At 47.6% G+C, this 17,939-nt stretch carries 17 protein-coding genes and 1 pseudogene; 16 read left to right on the forward strand and 2 right to left on the reverse strand.

Features of this window, described 5'->3' with window-relative positions; all coding sequences use genetic code 11:
* Positions 1–48: 48 nt before the first annotated feature.
* From A3GG_RS0106815 to A3GG_RS0106875, 13 genes are all read left to right on the forward strand, one after another.
* A complete protein-coding gene (locus tag A3GG_RS0106815; protein WP_018358561.1) occupies positions 49–1,098 on the forward strand; it encodes a DUF4876 domain-containing protein in 1,050 nt (349 codons plus the stop codon).
* Positions 1,099–1,302: 204 nt separating this feature from the next.
* Complete coding sequence (locus A3GG_RS0106820) at positions 1,303–2,190, forward strand: cell division protein FtsX (RefSeq protein ID WP_018358562.1); 888 nt, start codon at positions 1,303–1,305, stop codon at positions 2,188–2,190.
* A gap of 30 nt (positions 2,191–2,220) precedes the next feature.
* Positions 2,221–2,499: a DUF3098 domain-containing protein gene (locus A3GG_RS0106825; RefSeq protein ID WP_018358563.1), complete on the forward strand. Its 279-nt coding sequence runs from the start codon at positions 2,221–2,223 to the stop codon at positions 2,497–2,499.
* Positions 2,496–3,350: an undecaprenyl-diphosphatase UppP gene (uppP, locus tag A3GG_RS0106830; RefSeq protein WP_018358564.1), complete on the forward strand. Its 855-nt coding sequence runs from the start codon at positions 2,496–2,498 to the stop codon at positions 3,348–3,350. The genes A3GG_RS0106825 and uppP overlap by 4 nt, the downstream gene beginning before the upstream one ends.
* Positions 3,351–3,388: 38 nt before the next feature.
* Positions 3,389–4,075 (forward strand): tRNA pseudouridine(55) synthase TruB, encoded by a 687-nt coding sequence (gene truB / locus A3GG_RS0106835; RefSeq protein ID WP_018358565.1) that lies wholly within the window; start codon positions 3,389–3,391, stop codon positions 4,073–4,075.
* 5 nt (positions 4,076–4,080) lie between these two features.
* The gene (gene queA, locus A3GG_RS0106840; protein WP_018358566.1) at positions 4,081–5,136 is read left to right on the forward strand and encodes a tRNA preQ1(34) S-adenosylmethionine ribosyltransferase-isomerase QueA; all 1,056 of its coding nucleotides are present in this window, start codon (positions 4,081–4,083) and stop codon (positions 5,134–5,136) included.
* 36 nt (positions 5,137–5,172) lie between these two features.
* Positions 5,173–5,628 (forward strand): 2-amino-4-hydroxy-6-hydroxymethyldihydropteridine diphosphokinase, encoded by a 456-nt coding sequence (folK, locus tag A3GG_RS0106845; RefSeq protein WP_018358567.1) that lies wholly within the window; start codon positions 5,173–5,175, stop codon positions 5,626–5,628.
* Complete coding sequence (gene ruvX / locus A3GG_RS0106850) at positions 5,613–6,044, forward strand: Holliday junction resolvase RuvX (protein WP_018358568.1); 432 nt, start codon at positions 5,613–5,615, stop codon at positions 6,042–6,044. Before folK ends, ruvX begins: the two co-directional genes overlap by 16 nt.
* A complete protein-coding gene (gene def / locus A3GG_RS0106855; protein WP_018358569.1) occupies positions 6,041–6,592 on the forward strand; it encodes a peptide deformylase in 552 nt (183 codons plus the stop codon). Before ruvX ends, def begins: the two co-directional genes overlap by 4 nt.
* 14 nt (positions 6,593–6,606) lie before the next feature.
* On the forward strand, positions 6,607–8,652 hold the full coding sequence (locus tag A3GG_RS0106860; RefSeq protein ID WP_018358570.1) for a tetratricopeptide repeat protein: 2,046 nt from the start codon (positions 6,607–6,609) through the stop codon (positions 8,650–8,652).
* 102 nt (positions 8,653–8,754) lie between these two features.
* Positions 8,755–10,221 (forward strand): CCA tRNA nucleotidyltransferase, encoded by a 1,467-nt coding sequence (locus A3GG_RS0106865; protein ID WP_018358571.1) that lies wholly within the window; start codon positions 8,755–8,757, stop codon positions 10,219–10,221.
* A gap of 6 nt (positions 10,222–10,227) precedes the next feature.
* Positions 10,228–12,720, forward strand: a complete 2,493-nt coding sequence (locus tag A3GG_RS0106870) for a YfhO family protein (RefSeq protein ID WP_018358572.1) — start codon at positions 10,228–10,230, stop codon at positions 12,718–12,720.
* Complete coding sequence (locus tag A3GG_RS0106875; protein WP_018358573.1) at positions 12,698–13,450, forward strand: biotin--[acetyl-CoA-carboxylase] ligase; 753 nt, start codon at positions 12,698–12,700, stop codon at positions 13,448–13,450. The genes A3GG_RS0106870 and A3GG_RS0106875 overlap by 23 nt, the downstream gene beginning before the upstream one ends.
* Before the next feature lie 281 nt (positions 13,451–13,731).
* Here the strand turns inward: A3GG_RS0106875 and A3GG_RS0106880 are convergent, their stop codons facing one another.
* Positions 13,732–15,042: an L-cysteine desulfidase family protein gene (locus A3GG_RS0106880; RefSeq protein WP_018358574.1), complete on the reverse strand. Its 1,311-nt coding sequence runs from the start codon at positions 15,040–15,042 to the stop codon at positions 13,732–13,734.
* Positions 15,043–15,161: 119 nt separating this feature from the next.
* Here A3GG_RS0106880 and A3GG_RS0106885 point away from each other — a divergent pair, with 119 nt between their 5' ends.
* From A3GG_RS0106885 to rny, 3 genes are all read left to right on the forward strand, one after another.
* Positions 15,162–15,467 (forward strand): hypothetical protein, encoded by a 306-nt coding sequence (locus A3GG_RS0106885; RefSeq protein WP_018358575.1) that lies wholly within the window; start codon positions 15,162–15,164, stop codon positions 15,465–15,467.
* 54 nt (positions 15,468–15,521) lie between these two features.
* A complete protein-coding gene (locus A3GG_RS0106890) occupies positions 15,522–15,830 on the forward strand; it encodes a cell division protein ZapA (protein ID WP_018358576.1) in 309 nt (102 codons plus the stop codon).
* A 74-nt stretch (positions 15,831–15,904) separates the two neighbouring features.
* Entirely contained in the window at positions 15,905–17,482 is a 1,578-nt protein-coding gene (gene rny / locus A3GG_RS0106895; RefSeq protein ID WP_018358577.1) for a ribonuclease Y, read from the forward strand.
* A gap of 268 nt (positions 17,483–17,750) precedes the next feature.
* Here rny and A3GG_RS13635 read toward each other — a convergent pair.
* Positions 17,751–17,939 (reverse strand): annotated as a pseudogene (locus A3GG_RS13635) (hypothetical protein); the annotation flags it as partial.

The raw sequence follows: 17,939 nt of genomic DNA on the forward strand, positions 1-17,939 counted from the left end.
CCCCCCTTCTCTCTAGCATCTTGACACCGATAATAAATTTGTAAAGTTATGATAAAAGTTAAGTTTTACATCGTTATACTATCCCTAACTGCACTCCTTGTAGGCTGTAAGCCTAAGGCAAACGGAGGAGATAATCCTGACCCACATAGCTCCAAGACTCAGCTAGACCATCTCGTAATATGGGAGGTCTTCTACTCAGGAAATTGGCGTTCTCGCACAGTCAATGGAAAAGAATATGGGTATCATGACCCCAAACCAATGTACATCAAGATCTTCAACCCCACTGAAGAGCCTAAATATCTTGATGGGTTGTGCATTGCGGTTTCACGCCATACAAACAATACTCTCACACAGACCAAGTTTGATAAGCCAGAAGACAATTTCTTCAAAACCCACTTTGCGGCAAATGAAATTCTACAAATCCCAGGAAGTGGGAAGGAGCATATCATCAAGGCAGGTGCAACTATCGTTATTGCCAAGATGGCGATTGACTTTACTAAGCCCAATCAGAATTCTGAGGAGGAGGGCAATCCCCTATCAACAGACCTCTCTAAAGCAAACTTTGAGTGGCTCACCTCAGACCAAATTAAGGAAGAAGACTGTGAGGATAATCCCAATGTTCCCAACCTTAAACGGGGTTTCTTCTTAGACGAGGACTTCAAGTTTGATCCCACCAATAGAACCTTAGTCCTTTTCGAAGTAAAGGATAACGAGTACTTCACTAAACTGGGCACCAAGGATCCGACTTACTTCAAACACTATTCGATTACCGAACGACATCACCATGGCGCCCTTTACGATAGTAATACGGAAGCTCCTGTAGTGCCTAATGAGTGGATTATTGATGCAGTAAACATATCCCCTCTGAACGACTACAAGATGAGAAATATTGGCGAGAAGATTGATGCCGGATGGTTTGGCGTTTCGCAAAAGACTTTAATTGACGCGAAAAAGAAAAAAGAAGACACAGGTAAAGCCATCAGACGCAAGTGGAATGGCAAGAGTTATGAAGACACCAATAACTCCTCTCTAGACTTTGAAGTCGTTAAAGCCTCTCTAGATAAAGCACAGCACAATCCGTCGGCAAATGCTAAGTAATAACGGCAATATACAATAATTACCATTCAACTCAATCATTTCCCAGTAGGAAGGAGTCTAGTGAGGACTCCTTCCTACTTTACTCTCTCCCAGTGATGATTTCCAAGAGCTAACAGTTATTGGCTATTCCCTCTTGAAAAGCGCTTGGAATTTTAGTACATTTGCAGGGTATTGTAGATAAAAGGCTGCTATAAGATTGGAATTATGTCCGAGAATAAACATAAGAAGGGTGGGACGCCTAGTTTTGTACACTCACGACTGATAAGTATCATCAGTATCTCGATGGTGCTTTTCTTATTGGGCATCGTAACGATGCTGGGATTGGTAGGTAATGGACTGAAGACGTATGTCCGAGAGAGTGTCAACTTTACAGTAGTGCTTTCGCCTGAGGCTCAGCCCGAGGAGATTAGTATCATGGAGGCTCAGCTAAAGCAGGAGCCTTTCGTAAGGGACATTAAGTATTTCTCCAAGGAGGAAGCACTAGCAAGCCTTACGGAGGAGTTGGGCGAAAGTCCTGAGGAGTTTCTTGGATGGAATCCGCTTTCGCCAACGTTTGAGATTACCCTGAAGGAAGCGTACATCTCGGAGCGTGATAGTATCACCAAGGTAGAGCAAGCTCTTAATAATTACTTGCTCACCCAATCACTAAGCTACAAACAGGATCTAGTAGAGCAAATCAATACCAACATACAGACGCTAACGATTGTGATGATTGTACTATCAGTATTACTCCTACTCATCTCTATTGTACTCATCAACAATACCATACGACTCCTAATCTACTCCAAGCGTTTTCTTATCTACACCATGAAGCTAGTCGGAGCTACCCCACGCTTTATCCGCCGACCTTTTGTGCGCTACAATATATGGAGTGGCATCATGGCTTCTATTGTTGCCAGCTGTTTTCTCGGTCGGTTATGGTATCACTTGACAACCAATTACCCACTGATGCAGACGGTACTAACGCTCCATAATGGATTGATTGTACTCGGGGTGGTATTTATTCTTGGCATACTGATTAGTTGGTTCTCAGCCTCTAGAGCAGTAACCAAGTACCTGAGAATGAATGTAAATAAGCTCTACAGAGCTTGACGACATACAGACGACACACATATAAAAATAATGAGTAAAGAGAAAGGTCTGAAGACGTATGGCTTCAGCAAAACTAATCTAGGAATCCTAGTCGCATCTATTCTCCTGATAGTGCTGGGGTATACCCTGATGGCAGGGGGGAAATCGGAGGATGGTGTGAGTTTCAACCCCGAGGTCTTTAGTACGATACGTATAAGGGTAGCACCTGTAGCACTCACCATAGGATACATTGGCATCCTCGTGGCTGTGCTATGGAGAGGCAAGAAATCTAAAAGCGCTGACCAGAGGAAGGAGGGTTCAGAGGCATGACAATATTTGAAGCTATTGTACTTGCGATAGTAGAGGGAATTACGGAATTTCTCCCAATCTCGAGTACTGGGCACATGGTGATTACCCAAGCACTTATGGGCATTGAGAGCACGGAGTATGTGAAAGCGTTTACCGTGATGATACAATTTGGTGCCATCCTATCTGTGGTGGCGCTATATTTCAAGCGCTTTTTCCGATTCGATCTTCCTGCCGATATGTGGCATGGCAACCACTCCAATGCCAGGAGGGCTCTGAGCCTATTTAGGTTTTATTTCCTACTCATCGTGGGCGTGGTACCTGCAGCTATCTTGGGACTACTCTTCAATGACTGGGTAGATGAGGTGCTTGGCGAAGTATGGATTATTGCTGCCAATCTAGTGATTGGAGGTATCGTGATGCTCTTCATAGATAAACTGATAAAGCATAATCATGCATCGGAGGTCACCTATCCTAAATCTTTCATTATTGGTCTTTTCCAGACGATTGCCATGTTCTTCCCTGGCATGTCGCGCTCTATGAGTACGATTGTGGGTGGTATGGTGACTGGGCTGAAACGTGAGACGGCGGCGGAGTTTAGCTTCTTCCTTGCTGTGCCAACGATGCTAGGTGCTTTCCTCCTCCAGATTATAAAGTTTTGGAAGGCAGGTACGCTTAATATCCTTACGGATAATATGACTACGCTAATCATTGGTAATGTAGTCTCCTTTATAGTGGCTATGATAGCGATTAAGACCTTTATCAAGTTCTTACAGAAGCATGGGTTTGTGGCTTTTGGCATCTATCGTATTATTATTGGTGGCGTGATACTCGGGATGATTGCGCTGGGTATGGACTTAGCAGTATTTCAGTGAATAACGACCAACAGAAGCAAAATCCCTTTAGCGAAGGGATGTTTGTAGTGGTAGATAAACCACTAAAGTGGACGAGCTTTGATATCGTCAATAAGTTTAGATACCTACTATGCCGTAGACTAGGGATAAAGAAACTAAAGGTGGGGCATGCTGGCACACTGGATCCCCTCGCGACAGGCGTCGTAGTGGTCTGCACAGGCAAGTTCACTAAGCGCATAGATGAGGTGCAGCGGCAGGAGAAGGTCTACACAGCTACAGTACGACTTGGTGCCACTACCCCGAGCTTCGACCTTGAGAGCGAGGCGGATGCCACTTACCCTACAGAGCATATCACTCAGGAGTTAGTAGAAGAAGCGTTGGCACGATTTGTAGGGGAGATAAACCAGGTACCACCGACCTTTTCGGCTGTGAGGAAAGATGGTAAACGTGCCTACGAATACGCACGCAAGGGGCACGACATAGAGCTAGATACCAAACGCATCGTAGTATATAGTATAGAGCTCCTAAGATATGAGCTACCAGACATTGACATCAAGGTCACTTGTGGCAAGGGAACTTATATTAGGGCACTTGCGAGGGATATCGGCGCAGCACTAGGAAGCGGAGGGCACCTAACAGCGCTGCGCAGAGAGCGAGTGGGGACATTCACCACAGAAGAGGCTATTACGGTTGAGGAGTTTAGCGAATTTATAGAGGAAAGTTTAGATAAATACAAGGAGGAATAGAGATTATGGCAGAGTACAAGCTATCCAATTTTAATTTTAAGTTACCTAAGGATCAGATTGCAATGTACCCAGTGAGGCACAGGGATGAGAGCCGTCTACTGGTGCTACATAAGGATACGGGCGTAATAGAGCACAAGCAATTCAAGCAGATTATCGAGTATTTTGGCAAAGATGATCTCTTTGTGATGAATAATACGCGTGTATTTCCAGCTAAGATGGTAGGCAATAAGGAGAAGACCAATGCAATGATCGACGTATTTCTACTCCGTGAGCTCAATGAGCCTATGCTTTGGGATGTGCTAGTGGACCCAGCACGAAAGATTAGGATTGGCAATAAACTATTCTTCGGGGAAAATGACGAGCTAGTAGCCGAAGTGGTAGACAATACTACATCTCGTGGTCGAATCTTAAAGTTCGCCTACGATGGCAGCTATGAGGACTTCAAGAAGACACTCTTCAAACTCGGAGAGACTCCGCTTCCGGACTATATTAAACGCCCCGTAGAAGAGGAGGACGAGGAGCGCTATCAGACAATTTATGCTACAGAGGAAGGGGCTGTGGTAGCACCTGCTGCAGGGCTTCACTTCAGTAGGGAGCTTATTAAGCGTTTGGAACTACAGGACGTCAGATTTACAAATCTCACCCTGCACACCAGCCGAGTCATGTATGATGAAATAGATGTAGACGATCTCTCTAAGTACAAGATGGGATCGGAGCGAATGATTGTTACACAGGAGACTTGTGATGTTATTAATAAGGCAGTTGAGAACAAGAAGCGCATTGTAGCTGTGGGGACTTCCGTAGCCAAGGCTCTAGAGACAGCAGTAAGTATGGATGGCTTCGTAAAACCCTACGATGGGTGGAGTAGTAAGTTTATCTTCCCAGAGTATAAGTATGGTCTACAGAATGCGATGGTAACAGGTTTTCACCTACCTTCTTCGTGGTTGTTGATGCTGGCGGCAGCCTTCGGTGGCTACGACCATGTAATGAAGGCGTACAAGGTTGCCGTAAAGGAGGGCTACCGCTTCGGACAGTACGGTGATGCAATGCTTATCTTATAATACCATTGTATAATATCGAGCAAGGTGAGAGAGCGGGTGTATATAGCTTTAGGGTCAAACATTGGGAATAGAGCATCTATTCTAGCCCAAGCTGTGGGGCTACTCTCGGAGCGTGTGGGGGTGGTAACGGTGGAGTCAAAAGTGGTGGAGACGGAACCAGTAGGATTTGTCTCGGAGCATCCCTTCCTGAATCAAGTGGTAGCGGTAGATACTGAGTTGTCCCCTCTGGAAGTATTGGAGACGACGCAGAATATTGAGCGAGAGCTCGGGCGATGGCGCAAGAGTGTGGATGGCGTGTACCTTGATCGCACTTGTGATTTGGACATTATTCTGTATGGTGATAGGATAATGGAGGAAGCGTTTCTGACAATTCCACACAAGCTCTTCAGGGAGCGCAAGTTTGTCTTAGAGCCTTTGGCAGAGATTGCCCCTGAGGTCATTGACCCTGTGACAGGGAAGCGTATTAATGAGCTATTATGGGACGTATTGTAGCATTGGACATTGGGCGGAAGCGCACGGGAGTAGCTGCCACTGATATTTTACGAATTACCCCCAATGGTCTTGGGTATCAGCCTACAGGCAGTGTAGCTGATTGGCTCAAGGCGTATGCTGAGTGGGAACCTGTAGACCTGATTGTGATAGGCAAGCCAACTCAAGTCGACGGGAGCGACTCGGAGAGTGTGAAGTATATAGAGCCTGTAGTGAATAGACTACAAAAGATATTACCAGACATAGAGATCGTACGGCACGATGAGCGGTTCACCACTGTGTTAGCACATAGGGCAATGATAGAGGGAGGATTAAGTAAGATGAAAAGAAGGGAGAAAGGTCTGGCAGACGAAGTGAGTGCCGTGATTATCCTCCAAGGATTTATGGAAAGTAGATTTTATCAAGAGAAGTACAGATGATACTACCTATATATGTATATGGCACGGACGTGCTGAGGGAAAAGACCAAGGATATAAATGCGGACTATCCTGGGCTAAAGAAGCTGATTGCGGATATGTTTGAGACGATGTACGCATCGAATGGTGTGGGACTAGCAGCTCCTCAGATTGGCAAGGCAATTCGGCTATTTGTCATTGACGCTGACCCTCTCAAAGACGACTATCCAGATAGTGCAGGCTTCAAGAAAGTATTTATCAATCCTGTGATTACCGAACATAGCTCTGAGCTTTGTACGATGCAGGAAGGATGCCTTAGTGTACCCGGTCTTTCCGAAAATGTGGAGCGTCCTAAGCAGATTACAATCAAATACGTAGACGAGGACTTTCAGGAGCATGTGGAGTCCTACTCTGGGTTCAATGCTCGTGTAGTTCAGCACGAGTACGATCACTTAGAGCAGACACTCTTTACCGATCGCGTAAAGCCTATGCGCAAGGCGATGATTAAGAATAAACTTCAGAAGATGTCGCGTGGGCAGGTTCGTGCCGACTATCGTGTGATCACTAAGTAAAAACGGAGACTGATATGGCACGGCTATCTAGGTCTATACTCCTTACCTTCCTTCTCTTTGGGCTGTTTGCCACGAAGGGAACTGCCCAAATTGATACCGATAGGGCGATTACAGTAGGGCGCAATGCACTCTACTTCAAGGACTATGTGCTAGCCATTCAGTACTTCAATTCGGCTATTCAGGCTGACCCTCACCTTGCCGACCCCTACTACCTACGGGGACTAGCCAAGTACAGCTTGGACGACTACTTGGGAGCGGAAGCGGATAGCGATGCGGCACTAGAACGCAATCCATTTATTTATGGGGCACACTATCTGAGAGCAATCTCAAGACACACACTAGGAAAGGACTCTCTAGCGCTACAGGACTACGAAGTAGTGCTTCGGGATAATCCAGATCATAAGGGGACGTTGCACAATTCCGCAATCCTACGTATTGCCTTGAAAGACAATGAGGGGGCGAGAAAGGTACTCGACCATCTAGAGCGCTATTTCCCTGACTATGCTCATGCCTATGTGATTGACGGTGGACTACGACTAGAGCAAGGGGATACCGTGGCAGCACTTAAGTTATTTGAGAAGGCTTTGGAGGTTAGCCCCAGTTTACCCAACGCCTACCTCTCTATGGCGGGTATCGCCTACGACCGCCAGAAGTACACCGATGCGGAAGTCTACATTGATAGAGCACTGGAGTATATGCCTGATCTAGCAGAGCTATATATCAATAGAGCCATCATACGCTTCCAACAATACAATATCAAAGGAGCTATGACCGACTACTCTACAGCTATCGACCTCTCTCCTGAGAATACCCTTGCGCTCTACAATCGGGCACTGCTCCGAAGTCAGGTAGGCGAAACTAATGGTGCACTTGAGGACTTCAATAGGGTGGCAACGCTGGAACCAGGGAATTACTTCGCCCTATTCAATAGAGCAATTCTCTCCAATCAGGTGGGTGAATATCGGCAGGCCGAAGCAGACCTAGACAGGATTATTGAGCGCTACCCTACATTTCTCCCCGCTCTCGTAGAGCGAGCTGATGCTCGGAATGGACTGGGGAAGACAATGGCTGCCAAACAAGACCTCTATGCTGCGAGCAAGATGACTTACGATCAGAAGGCACTCAACGCTGCCACTGCGAAACAAAACACTCAGGATGCTCTGGAGGCAGAGACCAAAGATCGGGTACGTGACGATAAGGATGAGAATATCCAAAAATTCCGTTCGCTCGTCTATGCTAGTAACGATAATACATACGATGAGCTGTATTCAGAAGACCAAGGTATCCGCGGTCGTATTCAGGATTTAGAGGTAGTTGTAGAGCCAGAGCCACTCTTTAGCCTTTCCTACTATGTAGCTGTGGATAAGCAACTCAAAGGGAATACCAACGTCGCTTATTCAGCGCAACTACAACTCCCAGCAGAGGAGTATAACGTCTTAGTCGTTCAGCGTGTACCACAGTTGACTAGTCAGCAACTGCAAGTGCACCTTGATAGCATAAGCAAGTTCGATATCACGAGCAATCAAAGCGCAGATGCGATGATACGTTATGCTCTAGACCAGCTCACGCTCAAGGATCATCAATCAGTCATCGATGTGATGACCCTTGTCATAGACGCAGTACCCGATGACCCTGCCCCTTATTTCCAAAGAGCAGTCTCCAGAGTCCTCGCCTATGAGGCTGATCAAGCGACACACGGCAGAGGGAGCCAGCCGTCTATCATTTTCTCTGAGAGCACCATCTCTACTGAGTACGTGCAGAAGAAGGCAACCATGCAAGAGGCATCTAAAGATCTCTTGAAAGTACTTGAGCTAGTGCCCAACTATGTACCAGCGCTCTTTAATCTAGGGTACATCCATGCAGCACTCGGTAGCTATGACGACGCCATCAAGTACTATTCTCAAGCAATACAAGCTGAGCCAAACCTAGGCAGTGCCTACTACAATCGTGGGCTTTGCTACTACGCGACAGGGGAGAAGGAGAAGGGTGATCGAGACCTCAGCCAAGCAGGAGCTCTGGGGCTCTATAAAGCATACTCTATCATCAAGAGGATGAAATAACGAATAGCGACTGACGGGAACCAATCTGTTGGTTGCCATCAGTCGTTTTATTATTGTCTTTAGGCTGCTGAGCCTATCAAGACATTGGGAAACAAACAAAAGATGAATAATTATTCAGCAATATATCAAGAGCTTTACTCCAAGCTAGGCAATCAGTTGCTAGATACCATTGCCTCAGCTGGCGACGACGTAGGGCAAGAGGTACGCCTCATAGGCGGGGCTGTAAGAGACTTGATTCTTAAGGGAGAAGTCAAGCAAGACCTCGACTTTGTAACCCGAGGGAGTGGTATTCGAGTAGCAGAGCGAGTTGCCGAGCTGCTAGGGCGTGGTGCCAAACTATCTGTATTCAAAAGCTTTGGCACTGCTCAAGTCCACTGGAAAGATCTAGACCTAGAGTTCGTAGGATCTAGGCGTGAAAGCTACCGCAGCGATAGCCGTAAACCGCTCGTCGAAGGTGGCACATTCGAGGAGGATGAGGAGCGTCGCGACTTCACAATAAATGCCCTTTCTATCACCCTCAATGGAGAAGCACGAGGAGCATTCCACGACCCCTTCGGTGGCGTGGCAGATATCCAGAGGAGGGTCATTCGCACCCCGCTTGCACCAGACCAAACCTTCTCCGACGACCCTCTAAGGATGATGAGGGCAGTTCGGTTCGCAAGCCAACTTGACTTTCAGGTAGACGACAATACCTTCCACTCTATCAAGCGTAATGCCACGCGCCTCAATCCACCAGTGGTCTCTATAGAGCGCATCACTACAGAGTTTATGAAAATCATCGACTCTTCCAAGCCCTCAATAGGTTTGGGACTGATGCATCGTAGTGGTCTGATGGAGCAGTACCTCCCTGAGGTCTCTGCACTACAAGGGGCTGAGACTCGTGAGGGCATCGGGCACAAGAACAACTTCGTCCACACTATCATCGTAGTGGACAATGTGGCGAGCGTGAGCGACAATAGCTTCCTAAGGCTTGCAGCTCTATTCCATGATATTGGCAAGCCGGTAACCAAGAAGTTCGAATCGGGTATTGGCTGGAGCTTCTATAACCACGACTTCGTAGGGCAGAAGATGGTCAATCGTATCTTCCGCCGTGTGAAGCTCCCCTTAGGTGAGCGATTGGAGTATGTGAAGAAGCTAGTACGCTTGCACATGCGCCCTGCACAATTAGCAGATGAAGGAGTCACAGACTCTGCTATACGCAGACTACTCTTCGAGGCAGGCGATGATATTGACGACCTAATGACCCTCTGTGAGAGCGATCTCACCAGCAAGAACCCACAGAAGGTACAGAAGTATCTCGACAACTTCGCTATAGTCAGAGAGAAACTCAAGGAGATAGAGGAGAAGGATCGTATCCGCAACTTCCAGCCACCAGTAACAGGCAATGATATCATGGAGGTCTTCCAGCTCCAACCCTGTCGCGAACTAGGACAAATCAAAGACCAAATCAAGGATGCCATACTCGATGGTATCATCCCCAATGAGCGTAAAGCCGCTCTACAATATATGTATAAGATCGTGGAGGAGCAGTTCCCCCACTTTACCGTAGTCAATAGAATAGAGGAGTAACAGATTATGGATAAGCAAAAGTGGTATCATCAGTCATGGGTACAGATTGTAGGCGTAGTGCTTTTATTCCTCGTCATCGCCCTTGCTTACTTCTACCCCGCAGCCTTTGAGGGGCGCCAACTCTTCCAAGCCGATGGGGCAGCTGCCGCAGGCACTGGGCGTGATGTCGTAGAATACATGGAGCAAACAGGCGAGCGCTCCTTCTGGACTGGGAGCCTCTTCGGTGGCATGCCCACCTATCAGATATCCCCATCATACCCAAGCGCTGAAGGCATCAAAGCCGTGCAGAAGATATATAGCCCACGGAGCATACTATTGGGAGAAAGTTACCTCATCTTCATGCTCCTGATTGGCTTCTACATCTTTATGCGGAGCTGGGGAATAAAGCGACAACTCAGCGTAGGGGGCGCTATTATGTGGGCTTTCTCCAGTTACTTCCTTATTCTAATAGATGCAGGCCACATTTGGAAGCTCCTAGCCCTCACATATATTCCCCCTACAATAGCTGGATTAGTACTCGCTTTCCACAGGCGAAAGTACCTCCTTGGTTTCTTCGTTACAGGACTATTCTCAGCCCTTCAGATCTACTCCAATCACATACAGATGAGCTACTACTTCGCCTTCCTCATGCTGGCAATGATTATTGCTTGGGCAATCGAGGCTGGGAGGAAGAAGGAGTGGGCACACTTTGCTAAGGCTTTTGGGGTAGTCGTAGCTGGCGGACTTATTGGTATCGCTATCAATGGCACGAGCCTGTACCACACCTATGAATATGGCAAAGAGACCATGCGCGGCGGACGAGAAATAACGGTATTGGATAATCCAAATGCTACCCAAGTAACCAACAACGGACTAGACCACGCCTATATTACTCAGTGGAGCTATGGGATAGACGAGATGCTCACCTTCCTCATCCCCGATGCGAAGGGTGGAGCCTCAGGTGCTATCCCTGCGGAGGAAGTGCAGAAGAGCAATGTATCCAATCCCCAATTACAACAGATTCTATCCGACCCACGGAGCGGTATGAATAGGTACTGGGGCGACCAACCCTTTACAGCAGGACCGGTATACATCGGGGCTATCGTACTACTACTTGCCCTATTTGGTATGATGGTAGCCAAAGGACCCATGAAGTGGTCGCTCATCGGGGTCACGGCACTCACCATCATGCTCTCTTGGGGACACAACTTCATGTGGCTCTCAGAGCTATTTATCGACTACTTTCCTTTGTACGACAAGTTCCGCACCCCCTCCTCTATCCTAGTGGTAGCAGAGTTTACCCTCCCGCTATTTGCTATCTGGGGACTAGTGCTCATCCTTCGAGAGCCAGCCTTCATACGCAAACATAAAACAGAGGCGATTATTGCCACAGCGCTCACACTTGGCGTAGCGCTAATACTCTATATCATACCAAGCCTATCGGGAGGTTTCCTCAGCAAGTACGAAGCAGACTACTTCTCTACCGTGGCGGCACAAAACCCCGATATGAACCTACTAAGGGGTGCACTCGAGAGCGTTAGAGAGCATATCTTCAAGAGCGATACACTCCGTACCATCAGCTTTCTGATTCTATCAGTAGCGCTCCTCTTCCTCTACGACAGAGAGAAGGTAAGCAAGCAAGTAATGCTGCCCCTACTGGTGCTCCTTATCTTCGTAGACCTATGGAGTGTGGATAAGCGCTTCCTCAATGACGGCAAGTATATGGAGGCGAGCCAAGTAACCGCAAGGGTAACAGAGACTACAGCTGCCGACCAGATGATTCTTGCCGATACAACTCAGTATAGGGTATTTAATACCACCGTCAATACCTTCAACGACGCTACGACTTCGTACAACCATCGCTCTGTAGGTGGCTATCATGCTGCCAAACTACAACGCTACCAAGATATCATCGAAGGATATCTGGTAAAGCGAGACCTCAATGTCCTCCGTGCCCTCAATACCAAGTATTATATCGTACCCGATAGTGTAGGAGTACCGACAGCCGTTACCGATCCCGACACCTATGGCAATGCCTGGTTTGTGGGGTCTGTAAAGCCAGTATCTACTCCAGATGAAGAGTTTACCGCACTAGGGGAAGTCTCCCTCAATCAGGTAGCAGTGCTGGCGGGGAACTTTGCCGACAAAGCGCCAAGTGTAATTACCCCAGATAGCCTCGCCTCAATTAGCTTAGTTAGCTACGCACCCAATAGAGTAAAGTACCGCACCACCAATAACCACGAAGGAGTAGCCGTATTTAGTGAGATCTACTACCCTCACGGCTGGCATGCGACTATAGATGGGGCTCCTACCGAGATACTTCGTGCCGATTATATCCTTCGCGCACTTGTGGTACCACAAGGGGAGCACGAAGTAGAGTTTGTCTTCGACCCTCAGAGCCTACACACCACAGAGGCAGTAGCCATAGTCGGAAGCATCCTACTAGCTATCGCAGGTATCGGGATAGTGGTCTACTACTTCTTACAGAGGCGACGCCATGGAGCTAATACACCTGCCTGAAGTAGGCTCTACAAATAACTACCTTAGGCAAATGCTCGAGCAACAGCCCGAGCTCCCTGAGTACACGATAGTAGATGCCTATGCCCAGACAGAAGGGCGTGGACAGAGGGGTAATAGCTGGGAAAGTAACGCAGGAGAAAATATATCCTGCTCTATCCTCCTACGCCCCAATCTACCAGAAGAGGCATTCACTTTCGACCTCAACATCGTCGTCTCTCTCGCACTCCACGATGCCCTCAGTAGATACCTAGCACCCGAGAGTATCCAAATAAAGTGGTCCAATGATATTATAGTAGGGCATAACAGAAAGATTGCAGGCATACTGATAGAGAACGAATGGCTGGGTTCACAGCTAGAGTACAGTATTATCGGTATCGGGCTCAATGTACGACAAACAGCCTTTGGTGAATATCACCCCGTAGCTACTTCTCTCGCACTTGAGGGTGCCCAACTCCCTCTATACTATGAAGAATGGCACCCTACTCTCATAGCGCAGATAGCATCATCACTGCAAGCGCGACAGGAGCAATTGGGAACGCAGCTGCATGAACTCCGACAAGAGTACCACAGCCGACTACTCGGGCTAGGAGAAGAACGCTCTTATGCTCTTCCTAACGGCACGCAATTCCTCGGCACCATCCGATGCGTACACCCCAATGGTCTACTAGAAGTAGATACCCCACAAGGCATCCATCACTACCATTTTAAAGAGATTCGCATGCTGCTATAGTATAGTGTGGAGGGCTTTCCGCCTAATAAGAAATGACTGCTCCTCTAGTGAGATATGGACATTCTCAATAGAGGAGCAATCGTTTACTATAAAGGAGGAGGTATTATGAGAATGTTGCACGAAGTGCCATTCTCGCCGATTTGTAAGCAAATCGGCTGAGACGTTGCACGGTGGTGAAATACAAGGCACTGAGACTGAGGCTGACGGGAGCGTACTCACGTACGTGACCGAAGCCGAATGTCGAAAGTAACGCAGTAGTCCGCCACCGTGCAACAGTCTCATTATGCCTGATTCTTGTGTGTCATAATGTGGAGCACGTGTTTATCCGTCTCTATCATGGCATCACGACCAATGCTGGTGAGGTTATCAATACTCTTATCGATATCATCATCTACTACCCCTTCGTTGCTGGTCACAACACGCTTCTCCATTGCGAGGAGAGCGGAGAGCATCGCAGAGCTTACCCCACTAGTAACTTTCAGACTACAGCTAGGCTTTGCACCATCACATATCATTCCTGTGAGGTTGCCCACCATATTCTTGATAGCAAAACCTATCTGCTCTTTAGTGCCACCCATAAGGTAGGTGATACCACTAGATGAACCAGTAGAAGCCACTACACAACCACAGAGTGCAGAGAGGCGTCCTAGCTTCTGCTTGATATAGATAACCATGAGGCTACTAAGCATAAGAGCACGTATCTTCTGCTCCTCTGTTGCCCCCTCGTCTTCAGCAAAGCTCAGCACAGGGAGCGTAGCAGTAATCCCCTGATTACCACTCCCAGAGTTGCTCATTACAGTCACAGGAGCGCCATCCATACGTGCATCGCATGCTGCACTAGTATAGGTAAGAAGGTGAGTATAGGTATTATCACCGAGATACTTTTTGGCTCTTGCACCACTAATCATCTTTCCCACGCCATGACCATAGTCTCCACTGAGAGAGTAATCTGCAGCGTTACGATTGAGGTGAGCAGCTTCCATGATAAAAGAAATCTCCTCAAGAGGCATCTCTGTAGCAAATTCGTAAACCATATCGAAGGTTAGAGGCACCTCTGGACCATCATAAAGATGGCTACCGCCATCACTTTCCCCCGATCCTGAGTTCGCCACCTCTAGAGGTTTCCCATTGAGTGTAAGGGTATGCAATTCAGTATGCGTGCGCTGGATGATTGCCAAGGCTTGGTTTCCCTGATCATCATCTATCTCTACTTCTATATAGAGCTTATCCACATCGCCCTCCTTAAGCGCAATCTCTATGCGCTGCTCCTCTACGAGCTTCTTGGCTTTGGCAAACTGTTCGTCAGTAAAGCTGTCTAGTACCTTCAGCTCCTTTTGGGGCTGAGCAATTATTGCACCTAGTGCTACAGCAATTGGAAGTCCTATCATGCCGGTACCAGGGATACCCACTCCCATAGCGTTTTTTAGCACGTTGGCACTGAGGTAGAGCTGTATGTGAGTAGGGTTACCCTCTAGAACATGTGCAGCATGTGAAGTGGTCAATTCTACTGCCACAGGTTCGGTGCAGCCAGTAGCGGGTAGCACCTCACGGTGCACCATCTTAATAATGTCTAATTGTGTCTGTCTCTCCATTTGATTATAGCCTTAGACCTGAAAAATATTTGCGACGGTAAATATACACTATTCTCACGAATTTTGGGATTTTTTGGTACATTTGCTTGAGAGTTGAAATATCCTTTCCTGTAGAACTGATGAGCAATAGCAATGACCAACTAACAGAGTTGGAGATTCGTATCACTGCATTGATGCGTAAATATAGTGAGCAAAAAAAAGCTCTCGCTCGGAAGACAGAGGAGTGCGAAGCACTCCTTCGCCAGAGAGGCGAGCAGGCGGAGAAGATCAACCTCTTAGAGCAAAATCTATCCATTGCCACAATATCGGGTGGCGCTACTTCACCAGAAGCAAGGGCTGCACTCGAGGGTCTTGAGGCTGAATTGTCGCAGATTATGGGAGTGATAGATGAGTGTATTACACTGCTCGATGGCAGAATTGAGTGATATTGGACAAACGGTATACCCCCTAAAGGGAGCCACGTATAGATATATTGTGAGATGAGCGACATAACGGCGAAAAGCGAACCCACACAAGAGATCAATCTCCGAGTCGGTAGCGTACGGATGACGCTCACAATACCCCGAGACGAGAATTCGGAGCAAGCCCTCAGGAGAGGAGCAGAGAGAGTCAATGAGACCATCGAACGCTACCGAGTCGCTTTCCCTAGGGTATCTCAGGCAGAACTACTTAGTTATGTAGCATTGGATTTGGCTAGTCGACTACAGAAGATGGAGATGGAGGCTGACGAACTGAATCTAGAAGCAAGACTAAAGACGCTGAATAACAACCTGGAACAAGTCTTCTGATATCTAAAACTACCCCCAATAGACACTTCTACATGCTAAGAGAGCAGTTCATGTAGTTTTTAGTAGTAATTTGAATGGAAAAGATAATTATCGCTGTAGTATTAGCGCTCATAGTACTCGCTGTGGGCGGCGTAATTCTGTGGAAAAGTATCTGGAAGACGCTTAACCAAAGAGCCAAGGAGGAGAAGGAGAACTATATCGAACAAGCCAAGGAAGATATAGAGATCTTAAGAAAGGATAAGATGCTGGAGGTAAAGGAGGAGGCACTCCAGCGTAAGACGCAACTAGAGCAGGAAATCTCGGCTTGGAAGAGCAAGGTACAGAGCACCGATGCTCGCCTCCAGAACCTAGAGGGCAAACTGAAGAACCGTGAACAATCTCTCAATAAGCAACAGAGCGAACTCAACGCTCGGAATCAGGAGATAGACAAACTCGAAGTGGAGCTACAGCAGCAGCTGGAGGTATCTCGCATACAAGAGGAGGAGATGATCCGTGTAAAGCATGAGGCGGAGCAAAAGCTAGAGCAGATATGTGGGCTATCAGCAGAGGAGGCAAAGATCCAATTGATTGAAAGTATCAAGGATGAAGCGCGTGCCAATGCGGCTTCGTATGTGAGCGAGATAATCGATGAGGCACGCATGACCGCCAGCCAAGAGGCTAAGAAACTGGTGGTAAAGACCATTCAGAGAATAGCGACAGAGACAGCTATCGAGAATGCTGTAACTGTATTCCACATCGAGAGCGATGAGATGAAGGGGCGTATCATTGGACGTGAAGGACGCAATATACGTGCACTAGAAGCTGCTACCGGTGTAGAGGTTATCGTAGATGACACCCCAGAAGCCATCGTATTGTCTTGCTTCGATCCAGTACGCCGCGAGATAGCTCGCCTCACCCTACACCAGCTAGTACAGGATGGACGCATCCACCCTGCACGTATAGAGGAGGTGGCAGCAAAGGTAAAGGGACAGATAGAGGAGGAAATAGTAGAAACGGGTAAGCGCACCATGATCGACCTCGGCATCCATGGCATGCACCCTGAGCTGATTCGCTTAGTGGGCAAGATGAAATACCGCTCAAGCTATGGTCAAAACCTCCTACAGCACTCTCGTGAAACGGCCAACCTATGTGCGGTGATGGCAGCTGAGCTTGGCCTCAATCCGAAGAAGGCAATGCGCGCAGGTCTCCTCCATGATATCGGCAAGGTAAGCGATGAGGAGCCAGAGCTCCCACACGCTATTCTGGGCATGAAGCTCTGCGAGAAGTACAAGGAGAAAGCAGACATCTGCAACGCTGTAGGTGCACACCACGAAGAAATAGAGATGGAGTCTTTGATAGCGCCAATAGTCCAAGCATGCGATGCTATCAGTGGTGCCCGCCCTGGTGCTCGACGTGAGATTGCTGAGGCATACATAAAGCGCCTCAATGATTTGGAGAAACTAGCACTATCTTATCCAGGTGTTATCAAGACCTACGCTATCCAAGCCGGACGTGAGTTGCGCGTGATTGTCGGAGCTGACAAGATGGACGACACAGCGGTACAACAACTTTCAGGCGATATTGCTCAGCGTATCCAAGATGAGATGACCTACCCAGGACAGGTAAAGATTACCGTTATCCGCGAGACTCGCTCAGTAGCTTTCGCGAAGTAAATAGACGACAAATACATCCTAAGGGGCGTAGCCATATGGGCTGCGCCCCTTTTTTTATGCTCCTAATTATAGGGCGTGAGCAAATAGTCAACCACTTAGTGCATATGGTCAAGTAAAACAAGGTGTCGTAGTCAACAGACCAGCATAACTTCAGGTACGCAAGGTCAAGTGTAACTCTCCCAAAACGGGCGCGTAAGGAGAGAATAAAATAGCCTGTAGGTACGATTTGGTACCTACAGTCTATTTTGTGTCTCGGTGTCTTTTTGAGTTAGACTTCTATGTGACCTGGGAGGAGGTTGATTATTTCGTCTTCTGTGAGCTCGCCTATCTTGGGGAGCTTTGGAAGGACTGCTAGTAGCCAATCGTAGAAGTTGACTCCTGCCTCATCGCAGGTGGCCATAAAGGAGTAGATGCGAGCGTAATTCTCGGCCGATGCGTTGTTATTGACGAATAAGTA

It is taken from the genome of Porphyromonas levii DSM 23370 (assembly GCF_000379925.1).
In the GTDB taxonomy this organism is placed as follows: Bacteria; Bacteroidota; Bacteroidia; order Bacteroidales; family Porphyromonadaceae; genus Porphyromonas_A; species Porphyromonas_A levii.